Here is a 22,009-nt window from a genome sequence, read left to right as displayed (position 1 = left end):
CCTGACCCTGAACGGGGTGGCAGTAACGGCAAACCAGATCATCTCAGCGGGCAACATTGGTGATCTGACGTTTAGTCCAGACGCCAACGATAATGGCAATGACTATGCCACCGTCCAGTTCACAGTCAGTGATGGCATAGCCGAGAGCACTCCCAATACCATCACGTTTGATGTTACTCCCGTCAATGACATTCCAGTGGCTGCAGACAACACCGTCACTATTGATGAAGATAATGCCCACACGTTTGCCGCCGCTGACTTTGGCTTCAGCGATATTGACACCACAGACTCTCTTCAGTCCGTCAAAATTACAGGATTACCCTCAGCAGGTCAGCTGACACTGAACGGAATCACAGTCACTGCGAACCAGGTCATCAATAATGCAGATATCCCCAATCTGGTCTTTACACCTGCCACCAACGCAAATGGTGCAGGCTATGCCAGTGTCCAGTTTACGGTCAATGACGGTACCGCCGACAGTGCGCCCAAAGCCATTACTTTTGATGTTACAGCGATTAACGACGCCCCCACCGTTGCAGATATCACCCTCACCATCAACGAAGATGCTCCTCATCCCTTTGATGCTTCAGAGTTTGGTTTTAATGATGTGGATTCGGAGGATTCCCTTCAATCCATTACCATCACCAGCATTCCCGCTGCTGGCAGCCTGACCCTGAATAGTGCAGCAGTGAGCGTTAATCAGGTTATTACTGCCAATGATATCCCTAATCTGGCCTTTACCCCGGCTGCCAATGAAAATGGGATTGGCTATGCCGATTTCCGGTTTACGGCCAGTGATGGTTCCGCAAGCAGCACCGAAAAAACCATAACCTTTAATGTCACATCACTGAATGACGCGCCAGTTACTCAGGATAATGCCCTGAGCATTAATGAAGACACGCCACATACCTTCACGACAACCGACTTCAGTTTTACCGACAGTGATCCGGGCGATACGCTTCAGTCCATCGAAATCATCAGCTTGCCTGCTGCAGGGAGCCTGAAGCTGAATAACACGGCCGTTAGTGTGAATCAGGTGATTAATGCCAGTGATATTGCCAATCTGGTATTCAGTCCTGCAGACAATGCCAACGGCAGCAACTATGCCAGCTTTCAGTTTACCGTCAGTGATGGTTCGGCCAGCAGTACACCGAAAAGCATTTCCTTTGATGTTCAGGCAGTCAATGATGCCCCCACCAGTGCAGACAATACCCTGACCATCAACGAAGATGCTTTCCATACCTTCTCGGCAACAGAGTTTGGCTTCAGTGACGTTGATGCGGGTGCCAGCCTGCAGTCCATCACCATAACCTCATTACCCACAGCTGGAACGCTGGAGCTCAACGGTTCGGCAGTCAACGCCAATCAGGTCATTAATACTGCCGATATTGCCAACCTGGTCTTCACTCCCGTGGCTAATGCCAACGGCACCGATTACACCAGCTTCCAGTTTACCGTCAGTGATGGCAGCGCCAGCAGCACCGCCAACACCATGACCTTTAACGTAACACCGGTGAATGATACTCCTACTGCACAGGATAACAGCGTCACCATAAATGAAGATTCGTCGTATACCTTTGCGACATCTGACTTTGGCTTTAACGACATCGATGCCGGTGACACACTGCAGTCAGTAAAGATCACCACAATGCCAACTGCTGGCAGCCTGACCTTGAACGGTTCAGCAGTCAGTGCCAACCAGAGTATCGCCGCAGCAGACCTTGGCAATCTGGTCTTTACGCCAACCGCTAATGCCAGTGGCAGCAGCTATGCCACCATTGGCTTTAAGGTCAGTGATGGAACCGCCGAGAGCGCTGCTCAGTCCATTTCAGTCAACGTCACCCCCGTCACTGATACACCGGTAATATCCGTCAACAATGATGTTTACAGTAGTCTGGCACTGGATTCTGAGCTCATTACCAATGGTGATTTTTCCGCAACTTCTGACTGGTCATTAATCAACACTGTCAGTATTTTAAATGGTCAGTTGAGTTTCAGTGGTGCCCAGGGTCCTAATGATGGTATTGCCGAGCAAAATTTCACATCCCATCCTGATGTGAATTACAGCCTGTCACTGTCCTATGCAACATCTGGAGCGACCACAGCCCAGTCGGGACTGGTGGAACTGATTGATGCAGGTTCAGGGACAGTACTGGCAAGTCAGACCATTAACACCAATACGGGTACTCAGCAAACGCTGAATTTGAGCTTTACTGGCATTGCCAGTGGAGAGGTCACACTTCGAATCTCAGATACCTCATCGGTAACTGACAGTGTTGACCTTCGAATCGATAATATTTCCATTCAGGCGGTCAGTGCGGCTAACAGCCATATCCCAACCGGGGTTGGAGTATTCGCGCAGGAAGACCAGCTCATAGCGGTAGACCTCAGTACCGTGAACGCAGATACCGATGGATCTGAAACACTGGATATTCAGCTGACAGGTTTACCTGCCGGCGTTCAGATTTCGGATGGCGTCAATACGATCACATCAACAGGAGCCGCTATTGATGTCAGCAGCTGGACACTGGGCAGCCTGACACTCACCACCGCCGCCAACAGCCACGATGATTTCAGCTTTACCGTTACAGCAACAGCAACTGAGACAGCAACCAGTAACAGTGAAGTAACCTCGCAGCTGATTAATGTCCATATTCAGTCGGTCAATGATGCTCCAACCGCGACAGACAACACAATGACGATTAATGAAGACACTGCCCACACATTTGCAGCATCCGAGTTTGGTTTCAGCGACCTGGATACGGGCGATACCCTGCAATCCATTACCATCACCTCACTACCGGCATCCGGAAACCTGACGCTGAACGGCGTTGCCGTCACTGAAAATCAGGAAATCACCACAGCAGATATCCCCAACCTGGTGTACACACCGGCATCACACATCAGCGGAACCAGCAGTGCCGCTATTGGCTTTACCGTCAGTGATGGCACGGCCAGCAGTACACCACAAAGTATTACCTTCGATATTACCCCAGTCACAGACACGGCAACCATTACACTCAATAACAATATTATTGATACAGAAGTTATCAATAACGGTGATCTGGCAACGGCAACCGGCTGGACGACAACAGGAGCGGTAGATGCCACGTTAGGACACCTACAGTTTGGAGCAGCCTCTGCTGCCAGTGATGGTGTGGCCGAGCAGCCGATTTACCTGAATAATAACCTGAACTACACCCTGTCACTGGATTACTACCGTATTGGCGTTGCTCTGCTGGAATCAGCCCTTATCGAAGTCATAGACGAAGCTTCTGGCACTATATTGTTCTCTCAATCGATCTCCACCAGTACGGATATCGTTCAAACCCTTAATGCCAGTTTCACAACAACCACTGCCGGCAACGCCACCTTGCGCATTTCTGATACCAGTTCAGGCGACAGGGGTTCCACTGACCTTGCCATAGATAACATCAGCCTGATGCCACTGGCTGCCAACAATGCAGGCTTTACACCGACGGTATCCATACCAGAAGATCAGCCCATCGCTTTAGATCTGGCGATAGCTACTCCCGATGCTGATGGTTCAGAAACACTGGCAATTGAATTAGCTGGCATTCCCAGCGGTATGGTATTAACTGATGGCACCAACACAGTGACCTCTACAGGTGCCTCCATCGATGTCAGTTCATGGAATCCAAACAACCTGACACTCACGGCGTCCGACAACTACAACACAGACTTTACCGTTACCGCCTTGGCAACAGCCACTGAATCAGCCACCGGAAACTCAGAAGTCACCACACAGACCATTAATGTCCATATCCAACCGGTCAATGATGCCCCAACTGCGGCAGACAACACGCTGACCATTAATGAGGACACGGCTCATACCTTTACAGCAGCGGAGTTTGGCTTCAGTGATGTTGATACCGGTGACACGCTTCAATCCATCACCATCACCAGCCTGCCTACAGCCGGCAGCTTGTATCAACAGATAGATCCAGTTATGGATTTTGCATTCAGTGACTCAAGTGATCCGGTGAATGACACCACTAATAATATCCATGGAACTATACGCTCTGGTGTAGAGTGGCAAAATGACCCCGAACAAGGCTCTGTATTAAGATTTGATGATACTGATGACTATATTACGCTAGACACTGAATACTCTACTGGAAGTGAATGGTCAATTAATGTCCGCTTTAAAAACCCTGATCCGATAGATGATAATCAGGTCAGCCTGTTAACCAGAAGCAGTGGCTTTGGAGATGGACATATAGCCATCAACAGCAATGGTGAGCTTGGTGTATTTGAACGATACCCAGATGCTGACAGCACTGGAGATTTAGTCGAGCTGGGCAGCAGTGATGGGGCATTCTATGGATCAGGTTATATCGTTACTGACCTTGATTCAAACTGGCACACTCTAACTGCTGTGGGAGAAAACAATGAGACTGGTTTTTATATTAATGGTCTATTTGTTGGAACCAGTAACTTTCAGGTAACAAGTGGGATTTCTTCAATAGGTGGAGCTCCTAGCTTATTTGATCCTTTCGCAGAGTTTATTGATGATTTCAAGGTATACAATTCTGCATTGACACCCACTGCCAACCCTGCCGCTCCTGAAGGAGTGAAGTCCGTCAGTATCAATGATGTGATTACTGAAGCGGATGTGGCTAATCTGGTATTTGTGCCTGATGAACACGCCAATGGTACCGGCTACAGCAGTTTTGGTTTTACTGTCAGTGATGGCAGCCTGAGCAGTACTGCCCAAACCATCACCTTTGATGTGACATCCATCAACGATGCACCTTCCGATATATCACTGAGCAACACGTTTATTGCTGAAAATGCCGTGGGTGCGGTGATCGGTACGCTGACCACCACCGACCCGGATGCCAGTACCGAGTCCTTTGGTGTCCATGAATACACCGTCAGCGACAGCCGCTTTGAAGTGGTCAATGGTCAGCTGAAACTCAGAGATGGACAGTCTCTCAACTTTGAAGCCGATGGCAGCACACTGGACATCACGGTTACCACCACCGATGACAACAACACCGGTCTCTCTTATAACGAAACCTTTACGCTCAACATCGGTAACCTCAATGAACCTCCAGAGATCAGTACCCAGAGCTTTACGGTCAACGAAAATACCGCCACCGATGGCAGCGTGACTGTGGGTCGGTTAGTCGCCCAGGATGTGGATGCCGGTGATGCGCTCACCTACGCCATTCTTTCAGGTAATGATGAAGGACGTTTTGCCATCAATGAAACCACCGGTGACATTTCGGTAGTGAATGCCCTTAACCATGAAGCCAAAGACGTTTATAACCTGACGATTCAGGTTCAGGATGGGCAGGGTGACAGCCAGAGTGCTTCCATTGCCATCAATGTTGCCAACGTCAATGAAGCACCGGAGCTGGACCAGGGGTTACAGAACCAGTCTTCAGGTATTACCGCCAGTGTCGGCAATCAGTTCTCTTATCAGATTCCGGTCAATGCCTTTAAGGATCAGGATGTTGGCGACAGCCTCTCCTATGCTGTTGCCGGTATGCCATCGGGTCTGGTCTTTAACCCGATAACCCGAACCATTGCCGGCACACCGAGCGCCACAGAAGTCGGCGACCATACCATTACGGTCACGGTAACGGATGGCAATGGCCTGATGGCTTCCGATACGTTCTCCATGCAGGTTGGTAATGCCAAAGTACTGGAAGGGTCTGAAAATAATGCCGTCAATCTGGCCGCTGAAGCAGGTATTACCAGTTACACCATCACCTCGCTGCCCAACCTGGGAACCATCAAAAAAGCGGATGGTACGACTGTCAACGTTAATGATGTTCTGACCAATACCGAACTGGAAGGTCTGCTCTATGATGCTCCAAAAGAGTATGACAATGTGTCTGATATTGGCCTGCTTTCCTATCAATACCAGGATGGTGGAACTCAGAGCAAATCGGCCCGTATTGTGGTGGAAGCAGTTAACGATGTACCTGATATTACCGCACCGGACAGCAAAGATACCTCAACATTGTCGCTTAATCCTATCAACGGTGTATACGTAGAAGATGATGATATCGGTTCCGATATCATGGAAATTTCATTGTCCGTCAATAGTGGCAAACTGTTCCTGGGTAATACCGAAGGGCTTGAGTTTATCAGTGGTGGTAATGGCGAATCGTCCATGACCATCAGGGGGCGCCTGACTCAAGGTACTGAACCCCAGGCAGACCTGAATTTCAATTTCCGGGATGCAATTGAGCCAGTTCTGGATAAGCGCACTGAAATTACTGGTAATTTAAGTAATGGTGCAACCAGAACATCTGATCCTGCACAAGGAGGTGTTATTCATCTAGTACAAGAAAACAGCATTATTAATCTTGACACTCCGTACTCTCTTGCCAGTGAATGGACAATAAGCGCTAAGTTTAATGGAGTCCGACTATCAGGGGATGGAAACCTCACTTTAGGATTGAATCATAATCACCATGTTGCAATAAGAAATGGTGAACTTGGCTTATTCAGTAACAGCTTTCACTCTAGCGGTCATTCACTTTCTGGACTGGAAGAGGGATGGCATACCATTACTGCAGTTGGCTTAGATGATAAAACATACTTTTACATTGATGGAGACCATGTAGGAACAGTCAATACTCAGGCAAGCAGTGATATTATCGGTTTTGGCAGTTACCCCGAGTATAATAACCGGTTTGCTGAGTATCTGGATGACATCAGAATTTATGACTCTGCTGTTGTTCCTCAACTCAATCTTGATACTGCTATCGGTGCAGACCAGGATGATTTCCACCTGTTCTTCTCTGACCAGGCCAACCCCAATATTGATACAGAACATGACATCACTACCACATTCACAAGCGTTGATATTATCCATGATAGTGAGCAGGGTAGCGTAGCCGGTTTTGACAGCAACAGCGATGTGATTAACTTTGATCAGCCTTTTGATCTGGCCAGTGAGTGGACCATTTCTGCCGACTTTAAAGGCCTGTTCTCTGGCAACACCTGGAATACACTGACCCGGGCCGATGCATCTGGTCATCATATTATTATTCAGCAGTCCACCGGCTTACTGGGTGTTTTTGCCGACAATGGCACGGCCTTCCATAGCTCCGGTTATGTGATTACCGGTATTGATAATAACAGCTGGCATAACCTCACCGCCGTCGGTAAAGGTGGTAAAACCTACTTCTATCTTGATAATGAGCATGTAGGTACCTCTAACTACCAGATCACCACGGATATTGAGGCGGTTGGTAACTATCAGCTGGGTACTCAGCCATTTGCAGAAAACCTCGATAACTTCCGCGTTTATAACAAGGCACTGGAGCCTGATCATATTAACCTCGAGGGTCCTGTTCAGAAGGCATTGGAAGGTCTGGCCTACACACCAGACAGCGATGCTACTGGTGACACTCTGACTATTACCACCAGCGATCTGAACAATACGACAGGCGTCGATGGCACCAAAACCGACTCCCATACTGTTAATCTGAATGTAGCCCAGCTGCCCTTCCCGATTGAAGAAGACTTCACGACTTCACCATCGGACTGGAGCATCCAGGACGATGCCGTACACCAGTCCAGTGTTACCGGTGCTACCGACGGGGGGTTATTGCAGTTAACGGGGCTCAGCGATTACGAAACAGGATTTTCTGTTTTAAACACGCCTTTTTCATCTTCACTCGGAATACAGGTCGAGTTCGATTACTTCGCTGGGGGTGGAACGGCCGCGGATGGGATGCTGTTCTTCCTGGCAGATGGCAGTCAATCTACGGTTACTGCAGGTGCCTCTGGTGGGGGAATGGGATACTCCCCCTACAGTGGAACAGGCACCAATGGTCTGTCTGGGGCCTACATGGGCATAGGCTTTGATGAGTATGGTAATTTTGCCGGGGACTCAACCAACCGTAAAGACAGTGTTGTAATCCGCGATGGTGGAAACGGCACAACCGGTTATGGCTACCTGTCTCACTACCAGGTCAGCTCTTTTGGCGGTATTGATGACACCAATATAACCACTGACAGTAGTGGCGATGGTAATGGATACGACTGGCGCAAGGTGCGCTTAACCCTGGACTCCGAGCAGAAACTGACGCTCGAGATGAGTTGGGATAATGGGAGCTCCTGGCAAACCCTGTATGATCAATACGATTACGGTGCGAACACCAGTCAGGCGCTACCCGATACATTTAAACTCGGCTTCACTGGTGCAACCGGAGGTGCTAACAACTATCACTGGGTGGATAATGTGTCCGTCAAGGTACCGGCGGATCTAAGCGTCACCAACCCGGTTGAACCCGGCAATGCCGCCATCGGCGATGAGGTCAGCTGGGAGTTCGCCATTGAAAATACCGGCGATAACCACGCCTTTGAAACCGGTATGACCTGGAGCGCACCGACTGGGCTGGAAAATACCAGCTGGACCTACACCACCTCCAATGGCCAGACCGGTTCCGGCACTGGCAATATCGATACTCTGGTGGATCTACTCAAAGGGGAAACCGCCACCTTTACGGTCACCGGCACGTTGACCACCGCTGCGGTTGCCAACCTGGGCCAGAGTTTCTCTGCTACTCTGGCCAGTGCCTACTCTGGCGCATCTGACAGCAACACGTATAGCACCTCCATTGATACCGACATCCTGTTACTGAACATGGAGCTCTCGACTGACACCATTGCCGAGATGACCTATACCGGTGATGGATCCGTTAAAGTGGCGGATATCAATGTTACCGCTGGTGACACGGTGGATACCCAGCTCACGCTGTCCGGAGCCGATGCCGACAAGTTCACCATCATCAATAACAACGGTCAGCCTGAACTTCATGTTAACCAGAACATCACCCTGGATTTCGAAACTGAGAATCGCTACGACCTGACCGTTACTTTGACCGACAACAACGGCAACAGTGCCCAGAACGTCAAGCCGGTCACCATTAAAGTGGCGGATATCAATGAGCTACCAACCGATATATTACTGCCCTTCAGCAATGCGGTGGATCTGCCAACGCCACAGGCTTCCTGGGAGTTACGGAGTAACCTGAATGACGACGCTGGTTCCGTGAATGGTTCATTCAGTGGAGGTTCACCGGTCTATGTTGATGGCCCCGGTGGCGCTGCAGGCTCAGCACTGCAGTTTGACGGCAGTAATGATCACTTTACGGCATCATTGAATGTGTCCGAAACCAGTTATGCCGTTACCCTCTGGTTTAAGACAGACTCAGCCAATGGCGGCATTTTCCAGGTGGACGGTGGCGGCCATGACCGTAACCTGTGGCTGGAAAACGGCCAGTTAAGAGGGCGTCTATGGTCGTCTGGCGAAATTATTACATCTACAGATACCTTTAATGACGGTGAATGGCACCAGGTCGTGCACACCTTCGGTGGCAGTGCTAATGGCCAGAAAATTTACGTTGATGGGGTAGAAGTAGCCTCTGGATCATCCGACGTGTCCAACTTTACCAGCCAGACTTCAATCAGTCTTGGCTATACGGCATACCCTTCTGGCAACCAGTATTTTGAAGGCGAAATAGCCAGCGTACAGGTCTACAACCAGGGACTGACCGCCACTCAAATCGCCTCCCTCTACCAGGGCGAAGCCCGTATTGATGAGTGGCAGGACGGTGCTGAAGTTGGCCCCGTGTACATCATTGACCCCGATTCCCCAGAGGGAGCATTTGGCACGCACAACTACACCCTCAGTGACAACCGATTTACGATAGAGAATGGCATTCTCAAGCTGAAAGCCGGAGAAACCATCAATGCCGATACAGAAACCTCCATCAGCCTGGATATTACGGCTTCCGATAATGGCGGTCTCTCCATCACCCGCAGCCTGACCATTGCCGTAAATGATCTGCCACCAGTGGCACCAGAAATCAGCGCTGTTCGTTTAAATAATGACTTTCAGTCGGTCATTACCGGCACCGGCCAGCCCGATACCACCCTGAACTTCACCATTAACAGCATTAACTACAGTGCTACTGTAGCCAGTGATGGTACTTGGAGCTTTACCCCCCCCGTCACCTTAAATAATGGCGACCCTCTTACTATCCGGGTGACCTCCACCGATGGTGGTGGAAACAACAGTCAGCTCACCGAGTACAATGCCACAGTCGGTCGTGGCGACGGTGAGGACAACACACTCACCGGTGGTACTGGTATCGACCTGATGGAGGGTGGTGCCGGCAGCGACCAGATCAGCGGCGGTGCTGGTGATGACATTATCCAGGGCAACCAACTCAATACCGGTGGCCGGTATGATGAACTGCTGGAAAACACGGAGTTTAATAACTTTACGACTGTTACTGATCATGGCAACTATCGCGATGTGATTCTCAATGACTGGAAAGCCGTGAATACGGCTTCGATCATTAATACCAGTGAAACCGTCGATGCAACACTGCTGCCTCAGATTGAAGCAGAGTCCTGGAATGCCAGCGCGCTACTGACCAATACTGACAATACACCAAGAGTTGAACTGGACTTTGCCGGTGATGCCGACTCCCTCATGCAGAAAGTAACAACGGTAGACGGCGCCACTTACACACTGGAATTCGAAACGGTAGGCCGGGAGGGTGTCGCCAACCCAGATGTTGAAGTATGGTGGGATGGTTTTTATGTCACTACATTTACAGCCAGCTCAGACTGGCAAACCTTCTCATTGACGGTCACCGGAGACGGTACGGAACAGAGCCTGATGCTCCGAGAGAACGGCGGCGGTGGTCCTATCATCAACAACGTAAGTTTGTCCGGACTACTGCCTGATAACTCAGGGAACAGTGGCAACCTTATCCAAAATGGTGAGTTCGATTCCTATACGGTATTAACCGTTCATTCAACATGGGAAGAAGTTGATCTGGACAACTGGCAGAACCTGAATACAACAGGTATTACCTCAGGACAGTACACCTCAGGTGTTGATGTAGATAGCTTCTCTGAAAACAACATCGAGCTGGCTTTCTGGGCACCCACCAAAACCGACACCACTCCCCGACTTGAACTGGATGGCAATAACACCGATGTCGATGCCATCTATCAGCAGGTGGATACCCTCAATGGTGAAACCTATACTCTGTCGTTTGAAGCCTATACCCGCCTGGCCAGTTCCGGTGATGTCGAAATCTGGTGGGGCGACCAGTATGTGCAGACTGTCAGTATTGGCACCAGCTGGGCAACCCATACCGTTAACCTGACCGGTGATGGCACCCGTCAGACACTGATGATTCGCGAGGTACCTGGCCAGAATGACGGTCAGGGCACCATTCTCAGTAATGTCAGCCTGCAGGGTGTTCTGCCGGAAGTGGATACCCTGGAAGGGGGTGCCGGTAATGACACGATTACTGGCTCCAGCGGTAACGATATCATTACCGGTGGTGCCGATAACGACACGATCACCACAGGGACCGGCCGGGATCGACTGGTCTGGCAGCCGGGTGACGAAGGCTCAGTCGGCACTCCTGCCACTGACCGGATTACCGACTTTGCCGTCGGTGCCAGTGGCGATATCCTTGACCTTCATGCCTTCCTGACCGGTGAAGAGTCAACGGCACTGGATCAGTTTATTCACTTCCGTCTGGATGGCCAGGATACGGTTATTGAGATCAGCCGGACCACTGGAGGAGATGTCGTTCAGCATATTGTTCTGGAAAACACTGACCTGACCGCTCTGGGTAATAGTGATGCCAGCATTATCAGTCAGTTGCAGAATAATGGGCAGCTGATTACCACTCATACCCTGGCTATTGATACGCCGATCATGGGTGATAACCAGATCAGTGCTGCGGAAGAGAATGCCATGTTTGTCTCTGGCGTGGGTGAGCCCGGGGCTACGGTAGAACTTACGATGCGAGCTGACTCGGTTCCTGCCCCCCAGGCAAGCTGGTCATTGAATGGCAACCTTAACGGTGACAGTACGGTTACCTTTAATGGCGGATCTGCCAGCTATGTTGACGGTCCAAACCAGGGATCTCAGGACAGCTCCAGACAGGCACTCCATTTTGATGGCGTTGATGACAGCCTGACCGGTAACTTGAACGTTTCTGAAACGAACTATGCTGTGTCATTCTGGATAAAAACCACAGACAGTAATGCAACTCTATTTAGAATTGACGGAACAGATGGATCCCAGGGGTACGGTGTTGACCGTTACATTAATCTGGTTAATGGTCAGGTTCAGGCAAGCGTCTGGGACACTGTGAATGGCCATCAATACATTACGAGTACAGGAACTTTTGATGATGGTGAGTGGCATCATATTGTGCACACCTATGGCAGTAGTATTGGTGGGCAAAAGCTCTATGTAGATGGGGTTGAACTGGCATCTGGTCCAGATACCCAATCTGACTTTGACTGGCAGGTGAGTTTCAATTTCGGTAACGGTGACTTCTTGGGAGATGCTGCCGGGCTTGAGATTTTTGATCAAACCCTAAGTGCAGATGACGTTTCCGCTCTCTACAATACCGCTGTTGAAACCATTAACGTTGAGGTTGATGGCACCTGGAGTCTCTCAGGTGAAGTGCTGGATATCGATTCACTGCCTGATGGCCAGCTGGCAATCACCGCCACACAAACCGACACCGCCAATACAGTCACCACCGCAACCCAGACCGTTACCTTCTCTGGCAATGTTCCTACCCTGTCAACGGCTGAAGTGGTTGCCAATACGCAGGACCTGGTTCTTACCTTCAGTGAAGACATGGACATCAACAGCATTCCGGCTCTGGCTGACTTTGCCGTATCCGTAGACAGCAGTAGTGTGAATGTACTGAACGTCTCTTACCTGAACAGTACCCAGATTCGCCTGAGCCTGGACAGTGCCGTCAGCTTTGGTGCCAATGTTCAGGTCAGTTACACCCCCGGCAGTAATCCGGTGCAGGAACAGGGTGGTATTAACCCATTCGCAGCAATGATCAACTTCTCCGCTACTGTTACCCCTGATGGGGTCGCCCCGGTTCGTCAGGATATGACGGTAGACGGTGATCAGTTGACGGTTAACTACAACGAGAATCTTGATCCAGCCGACCTTCCTGACAGCAGTGCTTTTACCATCTCACTGGTCGGTGGCGGCAGCCTTACGGTTTCCAATGTCAGTATTACCGATAACCAGATGACCCTGACCCTCAACAGCCCGGTCGCTGATGCCGATATTGTGCGACTCTCGTACAGTGCTGCCAATGCCACCAATAATGGCGGTGCAGCGATTCAGGATGCCCAGGGAAATACCAGTAACGGCTTTGCCAGCGCCCTGGTTGAAAACAATACCGATACCACACCGCCAACCCTCAACAGTGCGGTGGTTGATGGCGATACCATCACCCTCACCTACTCCGAAGAACTGAATGAAGGTGCAGGCTTCTCGGGTGTCGAGTGGGGAGCTGGTAAAAATGGTGAGGGAACCGGGTTGGAGTTCAATGGCTTTGAAGGTACCGGTGAGATTGATGGGCTATCTATTGGTGGAACCATGACCCTTGCAGCATGGGTTCGCTATGATGACTTTTCTCAAGCCTGGTCAAGGATCTTTGATTTTGGTGATGGGGAAGCCGATGACAATATTGTCCTCGCTCATAATGGCGACACCAGTGATCTCAGGTTTTCTGTTCGCTCTGGTTCTGGCACAGAGTACCCCGTTGATATCGCAAACTTCTTCACCGAGGGAGAGTGGGTACATGTTGCTGCTACCGTCAGTAGCAATGGCACACTGAAAGTCTACAAAAACGGTGTCTTTGAAGCCGAAACGACTGGTGCCGTGGTTCCTCCGGTCATGGTTCGAGCCAACAACTACGTTGGTAAAAGTAACTGGCCTGTAGATGAACCCATGGATGGAGCAGTTGATGACATCCTGATCGTTGACCGGGATCTTACTTCCTCTGAAATATCCGACCTGTACAACGCCAATGACTTCGCAAACTTTGCCTCAGGCCTGACAGGTGACACTTATCACGCCTACGACTTTGAAGAAAACGGCGGTACTTCTGTCAGCGACCTGAACGGTAACAGTCAGCCCATGACCTTGACCGGTGACTCCCTTGTTGAGGTTCAGGTCGGTGGTGTGACCCGCAATATCAACAGCACATCGGTCAGTGGCAATCAGGTCACCCTGGCGCTGGCCAGTCCGGTTACCGACGGTGAGTCCGTGACACTGAGTTATAAACCCACAACAACCGCTGACTTCCAGAGTGCGCTCTCCGTTGATAATGGCGGGACTGTCTCACTTAGTGGAGACACACTGACACTGACCTCGGTTTCCGAAGAAAATGTAGTACTGATTAACACACTGAACAGTTCAATTAGAAGTGACGACCTTTACCTTGATTTCACCGTAACGCCAACCGATGATTTTGGATCACGTAATGCGTTTATCGTGTTTGATTATCAGAGCGCCAACGATTACAAAGCCATTGGCAGCTATGATGGCGATGGGACTTCAGAATGGAACGTTGAACACTGGGTCAATGGTACAAAAACCATTCTCACGACTAATGACAGCTCTGATCCAGCGCAGTTCGACGTTGCCCGCCACACAGAAGTCACAATTATCGATAACAAGGTTACCCTGATCGTTGATGGTGACGAAAAAGTCGCTCACCAGTTCAATGAGAACATCAGTGATGGTGAGCTGGGGGTATTGAATATTTCAAATTCCCGCTCCATTTACACCATCAACCGCACCGAGTGGGATATCGGTGATAACACGGTGAACCCGGACAGCATTGAGGACCTGAAAGGCCTTGATGCCGCCGCATTCGATCATGGCGATATCACCATCACCAATATTACCGATTCCATTACACCCACCCTGGTTTCCGCAGAAGTTAATGGAAACACCCTGACATTGACGTTGAATGAAGCACTCAATACCAACGCAACCCTGAACCCGTCATTATTCACCGTCCTTGCCGAAGGAGAGGGCCAGACCATCAACAGCATCGCCATTAATGGAGAACAGGTTATTTTAACCCTGGCTGAACCGGTCACTGATGGCCAGCAGGTCTCCATTGACTATACGCCGCCTTCTGCCAGCAGTGATCTAAACAGTGACCGAATTGAAGACAGTGCGGGTAATGATGCCAGTACCATCTCTGGCTTCTCGGTCACCAACACCACGGATACTGCTGGTGAGCCTGAAGTTCTCAGGCTCTTCAGTGATGATGCCAACCAGTGGTATCAGGATGGCAATACCATTACCGTTAAAGTGGAGTTCTCCGAGCGGGTCAATGTGACCGGGGAACCAACACTGCAGCTGGAAACCGGCACCTTTGATCGCCTGGCCACCTACAATGGTGGTTCAGGAAGTAATATATTGTCGTTTACTTTCACCATTGATAACCCGGATGAAGCAGCCGACCTGGATGCATTATCAACCTCTGCACTGAGTCTAAACGGTGGTGTTATTGCGGACCTGGTGGGCAATAATGCCAACCTGTTGCTCCCTGCGCCCGGGTCAGCAAATTCCCTGGCCGGTCAGAATACTATCCAAATCGACAGTATCTCGCCCAATGTCGGTATCACCGACAATAATGTGGTCAATGAGGCCGGTGTTCTCGCACTGGGCGGCTCAAACTTTTACAGCCTGCTCTCTCCAGGGGAAGCGCATGACACCAATCTGGCCAGTCGACTCGACTGGAGTAAATTCTCCTGGCGGGTAGTGAACAGCAGTGGCAGTAATACCGATGTCAGCTTCACCGCATCGGATATTAATTCCGTGCTTGCCGTCAGTAATGAGGAGTTATACATCAAGCTGGCCAGCAGTAAACTGGCCGAACTGAGGGCAATTTCCGGTTTTGGTAATGCGGAAGGTCAGGACCTGATCCGTATTACCAGTGATGGCTTCTTCCAGGATGCCGCTGGCAACACCATGAGCGATGCCAATACTGCCGGGGTTGAAATCTTCGTATTGCCCCCCGATGGTATTGCGCCTTCCATCACCGAAGTAACCAGCCTTGATCCTAATGGGGAATACCCCATCGGTTCCGTTTTGCGTATTCAGGTCACCTTTGATGAACCTGTAGAGGTGACCGGTGAACCCAACCTGTTAATGGGCACGGGCAATAATATTTCACCGGCGGCCTACAGTTCCGGCTCAGGTACCCGTCAACTGACGTTTGAATACACCGTACAACCCGGTGATCAGGCCGATGACCTGGATGTGTTCAGCGCCAATGCTCTGCAGCTGAACGGTGGCACCATCAAGGATACCTCAGGCAATAGCGCCATCCTGCTGGTGCCAGCCATGAGTACCCTGGTTGACTTCGATGCTTCCGACCTGATGGGAAAAACGGCCCTGGAAACCGCTGGCTGGAGTTTCTTTGATAATGATGAGATCCGGGAAAATGATATCCGTGAAACGACATTGACAGAAGTCGATACCCAGAGCTTTGCGGATAATATGAAATACCTCAGCCTGGACGGTGATACCTCCACCGCAGAGGCATTCCTGATTCAGGACTATTTAAGCGATGGTGCCTGGGATCTCCCCAACATGTACTACACGTTCTCATCAGCGGAGATGGAGGCCTTTAAAGAGTCCGGCTTCCAGATCCATATGACGCTGATGAAATCAGGCAGTATGAATGTCTCCCTGGGTGATCCAGCATCGGCCAGTACCAATAACCGTTTTGGATTTGAAGCCGGTATTCCCGATGACAACCAGTTCCATGATCTGGTCATTACCGGCCACATCAACGCCAGCAACTCCCTGGTGATTGACAGTTACACTGTCGATGGCAGTACCGCCACTTACAATACCGTTACAGACAGTCGAAACGGTAATTTTGATGACTTCACCCTCTCTATGGGTTCCTCCTCTTCAGCCGGTGCTGGTGTTGATAATGCCCTGTTGATACAGAGCATTTCGGTTAAGCAGACCGATACCAGTGCCCTTGCCCAAAATGCCGATCTGATGATTGACGGCAATGCGCCAGAAGTCTCCATTACCGGGGTAACCCTGGCGCCCGATGGGATTGATGATCAGGTATTAACGCTCAATGGCAGTGGTTTCACTACCATGCTGGGTGATGATGAAAGCGCAGGTGTCTCACTGCAGGGTGAGGATCTGGCCCGCTTTGACTGGAGCAAATTGCTGCTTAAACTCAGGCAACCCGATAACAGTATTGATAATGTCAGTCTCAGCCAGTCCGATATTGGCGCTGTAAGGGTTCATGGTGATCGACTGGAAATTGTACTCGACAGCGGGGTCAGCAAAATACTGGATAATAACGGCTTTAGTACCATCGGTGGTGACATGACACTGTCTATTACCCCCGGCTTTATTGGTGATGAAACCGGTAACCGCTCAACCACCGATGCCCTGTCCGATGCCACTGTCAGTGTGACGACCAGTGGAGCCACTGTCGTCAATATAACGGCTGACACAGCAGACGGCAGTTACCAGGCCGGTGATGAGATTTTCATCCGTGTCCGCTTCAGCGAGAAAGTGACACTGGAAAATTACGACGCCAATAATGACCCGCTATTACTGCTGCTGAATGACCGGTTGCCTGGCGGTGGAAATCCCTATGGCGGTAATGCTGTCTACGTTTCAGGGAGCGGCTCCCGTGAGTTTGTTTTCCGTCACACACTGACAGCCGGTGAAAATACCGACGACCTGAATTACCGGGATACCAGCTCACTGGTATTTGCATCTGATGTCACCAATTCAAACACGCCGCTGACAGTGAATGACTCAGGCTTCGAAAATACCATTCTGGCCAACAGCACTATTGGAACATCAACTTCATGGACACTCAGTGCCGGTGGTGATGGTGGTGTCTGGAATCCACCATCAAGCAGTTTCCCTGGAGAGGCATCAGAAGGCAGTAATGTTCTTTACATAAACAGTGGCCAGGTGTCACAACAGCTTTTTGACGTGTTCTCAACTGATAGTTTCTATCGTTTATCTATTGATGTTGGCAATCGTATCGATATTGCTGGTTTTGGCAGCTATGAAATTCGCCTGCTGGCAGGCAGTGAGGTTGTTGGCAGCAGTGGAACATTAACCCCGGCGGAGGGAGCGTTCGAAACATTAACGCTGGATGTTGATGGCAGAACATTTGATGATACGTTTGCCGGTAATAACCAGCCACTCACTATCGAATTGGCACATATTTCAGGGGATCAGGTCAATTTTGATCAAGTCAGCCTTGAACTGATTCCTGTCGGCGCCTTGACCAATGGCGCGGGCAGCGATGCAAGCTTAACCCTGCCAGATATGGGCAGTGACAATGCGCTTGCAGGTAACAGCCAGATTGTGGTCGATACCAGCGCCCCGGCAACCACCATAACCAGTGTCGCTTATGATGAAGACAACAATCAGTTACTGCTGCAGGGTGCTGATTTTGATCAGTTATTGAACAGCAGTGAAAGTGCCACAGCGGATATCACAGCCAGGCTGGACTGGAGCAAACTGGTGATTGATATCGATAAAGACGACGGTGTTACCCAGAATGTAACACTGACCGCCAGCGATATTGTCTCTACCCGTCTTGCTGGAACCGACACGCTAACCATCCAGTTTACCGATGCCAAGGCCGCTGAGCTTGAAGGAATCTTTGGCTACCAGGGGGCAGAGGATGGGATTGATATCCAGGCAGGTTTCCTGAGGGACCTGGCCGGTAATGAAGGCGCTGCAACCACCAGTGACCTGACCCTGGATTACAGTGATATTGCAGCGCCAACGGTTCTTCAGGTTCGCCTTGAAGAACCCGGTCGCTTTATACCGGGCGAAGAGGTTGTCATTCTGGTCCAGCTCAGTGAGCGTGTGAATATCAGCGGTATAGACACGGCCAATGCAGCGACTCTTCCGACCCTGGCCCTGAACAATGGCACCACTGCAACATACGACAGCGGTGCAGGTACCGACACCTTACGGTTTGTTTATACCGTCGGCACCGCCAACAGCGAAAACACCACAGCCCTTAACTACGCCTCCAATACCGCCTTAACGATCCCCTCTGGGGTCATGGCCTTTGATGCCGTCGGAAACAGTCTGATCCCTACCCTGCCGGCCACCACCAGTAACGACGCACTGGCGCAAACCGGCACCGCCATCGTCGATGTCAATGTGCCTGAAATCACGGGTATTGACAGTTTAACCACTGATGGCCCCTACAATGCGGGCAAAGTCATACAGATTGAAGTGTCCTTCAGTGAAGCGGTTGAAATAACAGGAACCCCTGCTCTCTATCTCAACACGGGTGGCCAGGCCTCCTACTCCAGCGGTTCCGGCACCGATAAACTGGTGTTCCGCTACACCGTCGGTGCGGGAGAAAACATGGCCGACCTTGATGTACTGGCCGGCATGCCACTGGACCTTGAGAATGGCACCATCCGCGATCTGGCCGGTAATGACCTGCGAGATCATCTGCTGAATAATCTCAGTGCCCAATGGACATTTGACAGCGCTTCCGGAACCACCGTGGCCGACGAATCCCATTCTGACAGTGTGGATGACCCAGCCACACTGACCAACGGTGCCACACTGGTGTCCGGGGGAGTGACCGGCCAGGCAGTCAGTCTGGATGGGGTGAATGATTACGTTGCCATTGGTGACTCCACCGAAATTAACAGTTACACCGGAACGATTCCTGAAAGAACGATTTCTCTGGCCTTTAAGCCCGATGCCAGTAATACATTAACCAGCAGGCAGTTCCTCTATGATGAGGGTGGCGGTTCTAATGGTTTCAATATCTATATTGAAAGCGGAAAGCTGTATCTTGGCGCCTGGAGTGAAGGTACAAGCTGGGATGGTCAATGGCTCAATGTGGACATCAGTGGCATTGATAAGAGCCAGTGGCACAATGTATCGCTGGTATTGAACAGTACGGATGGCACCTTGAAGGGCTATCTGGATGGTGAAGAGTTCGGCTCCACCACTGGACAGGCGGTGAAATCTCATGCTGAAACCTATTTGGGAAGCCAGCAAGGATCCTCAAAACTTCATAATAGTGGTACAACCGATTACTCCACAGAGGGGAATAACTTCCACGGTTTGATTGATGATGTGCGCATCTATAACGATGCCCGCCCTCCTGCTGCACTGGAGCTGGCCAGTCAGGCCAATATCGAGGTGGATACTGACCTGAGTTTCAACATTGTCAAATTCTTCCATCGAACCAACCAGTTCCTGTTTGACACCAGCACCGGTGACTGGGGCGTCGGCGCAGGCAATGACCTCTCCACACTGTACGATGTTGACTGGACCAAATTTGTCATCACCGGCACCGATGATTTTGGTAATGCCACGGAGTACCGTTTCCAGGAAGAAGATGTGCTTTTCTTCCGGCAGCATGAGAGCTCAGGACTCGCCGAGAGAACACAATTGCAATTAACGGACGAAGGGTATGAGCGTTTTCTGAACTGGGAGGGAATGTCCAACTTCTTTACCAAAAACACGTCATCCCACGAGCAGAGCCCATTTGATGAAATGAGCCTTAGAATTGAGCCTGGCTGGTTCAAGGATAAAGCAGGCAACGAAACCAGCTTTTCCTACGATGGCGCGTTGATGCATAACTCTACATCCGGTTTTGATGCATACACCGAAGCTCAGCCAACGCTGAAATCCATTAACAGCATCACTGCCGATGGTGCCTATAAAGTGGGTGATACCATTCTGATTGAGGTGCACTACAACCAGAAAGTCAAGGTTGATACCAGCAGCGGAACCCCCACCCTGTCTTTGAATGGTGGAGCCACGGCAACATTTGTCAAACAGGAGCCAGGAGTTACGGATACCCACACCAGCTCAAGATTAATGTTTGAATACACCGTCCAGAGCGGCGACAACATCACTCAGTTGAACGCAACAACCATTAATTTAAATGGCGCTAGAATATTCGGTGGCATTGGCCCCAGCAGTGGTAATGCCGATCTCAGTTTTTCCAACCTGGACAGCGAACTCACTGATAACAGCTCGCTGGTAATTGATACAACTGCGCCTGCAACAACCATTACCTCCATTGAATACGACCCGGACAGTAATAACCTGCTACTGACCGGCAGTAACTTCAATGACATCCTGAGTGGCAATGCCAGTGCTGATACAACCGAACTGAGATTATTGCTGGACTGGAGTAAATTAAGCTACAACGTCAATGGTTCTCTGGCACTCAGTTTCAGTAAAGATGATGTGCTCTCCGCCAAAGTGGTGGACAATACCCGGCTCAGGATTGAGCTTGCTGCGGCCAAAGCCGTGGATATTGAGAGTAATACCGGCGGTGATTACAGCAATGATCAGGTGGACATAGCTACCGGCTTTATCAATGACCTGGCTGGAAATGCTGCGACCACCGATGCGCTGAGTTCAGGAAGCGTGACACAGTCTGATCTGAAGGCTCCGGACCTTAACTCATCACTGGTTTCTGGTAACGAGCTGGTACTGGGCTTCTCTGAAACTATTTCCGGAGTCCCTGCTAATAGTGAATTCTCCATCAAGGTGAATGGTATTGACCGGGTAATCACCAATGTCTCGGTTAATGGTCAGGAAGCCACTGTGACCTTCTCTGGTGACCCGATTACCAGTGATGAGCAATTACTGTTCAGCTACACCGGCAGCAGCCTTAATGACAGTGCTGGCAATAGTGTAGAAACCATCAGTGATCGAATGGCAGGCTACAATCACACCTCTGGTAGCGCATTGAAAACCCTGATCGGGGATATTGGGGATGACTTCTTCATTATCAATCACGATGATGTTACTGCTACCGGAGGGCGTGGTGCTGATACCTTTGATTTCAACATCAATGGCAACAGTCAGAACCCTGCTGACCTGATTATTACTGATTTCAACACGAATGAAGGCGACCTGTTGAAGCTGGACGACATTCTGGTGGATGCCAGCGACAGTCTGGATCAGCACTTCCACTTTGTTGCCAGTGGCAGCGATACCATTATGGAAATTCGCCCGGAGGCCGATGGGGATGTCACCAAACGGGTCACCTTTAAAGATATTGATTTGTTTACCTTGGGCAACAATGATACCGACATCCTTAATAGCCTGATAAATAACAACAATCTTGATCATGGTGAGTAA

General features: G+C 50.3%; 1 protein-coding gene (running past one end of the window). It reads left to right on the top strand.

The genetic code is table 11. The features are described 5' to 3' along the window. Nucleotides 1-22,009 carry the 3' portion of a tandem-95 repeat protein gene (locus ACOCLE_RS05460; RefSeq protein ID WP_419535840.1) on the top strand. The gene continues 5,966 nt to the left of window position 1, outside the view, so 22,009 of the gene's 27,975 nt are visible here — the last part of the coding sequence; its start codon lies off the left edge, out of view; it ends in the stop codon at nucleotides 22,007-22,009.

It is taken from the genome of Endozoicomonas sp. (genome assembly GCF_965196975.1).
In the GTDB taxonomy this organism is placed as follows: domain Bacteria; phylum Pseudomonadota; class Gammaproteobacteria; order Pseudomonadales; family Endozoicomonadaceae; genus Endozoicomonas.
The sequence above is the reverse complement of the archived record's forward strand: the minus strand, read 5'-3'. Positions and strand labels throughout refer to the sequence as shown.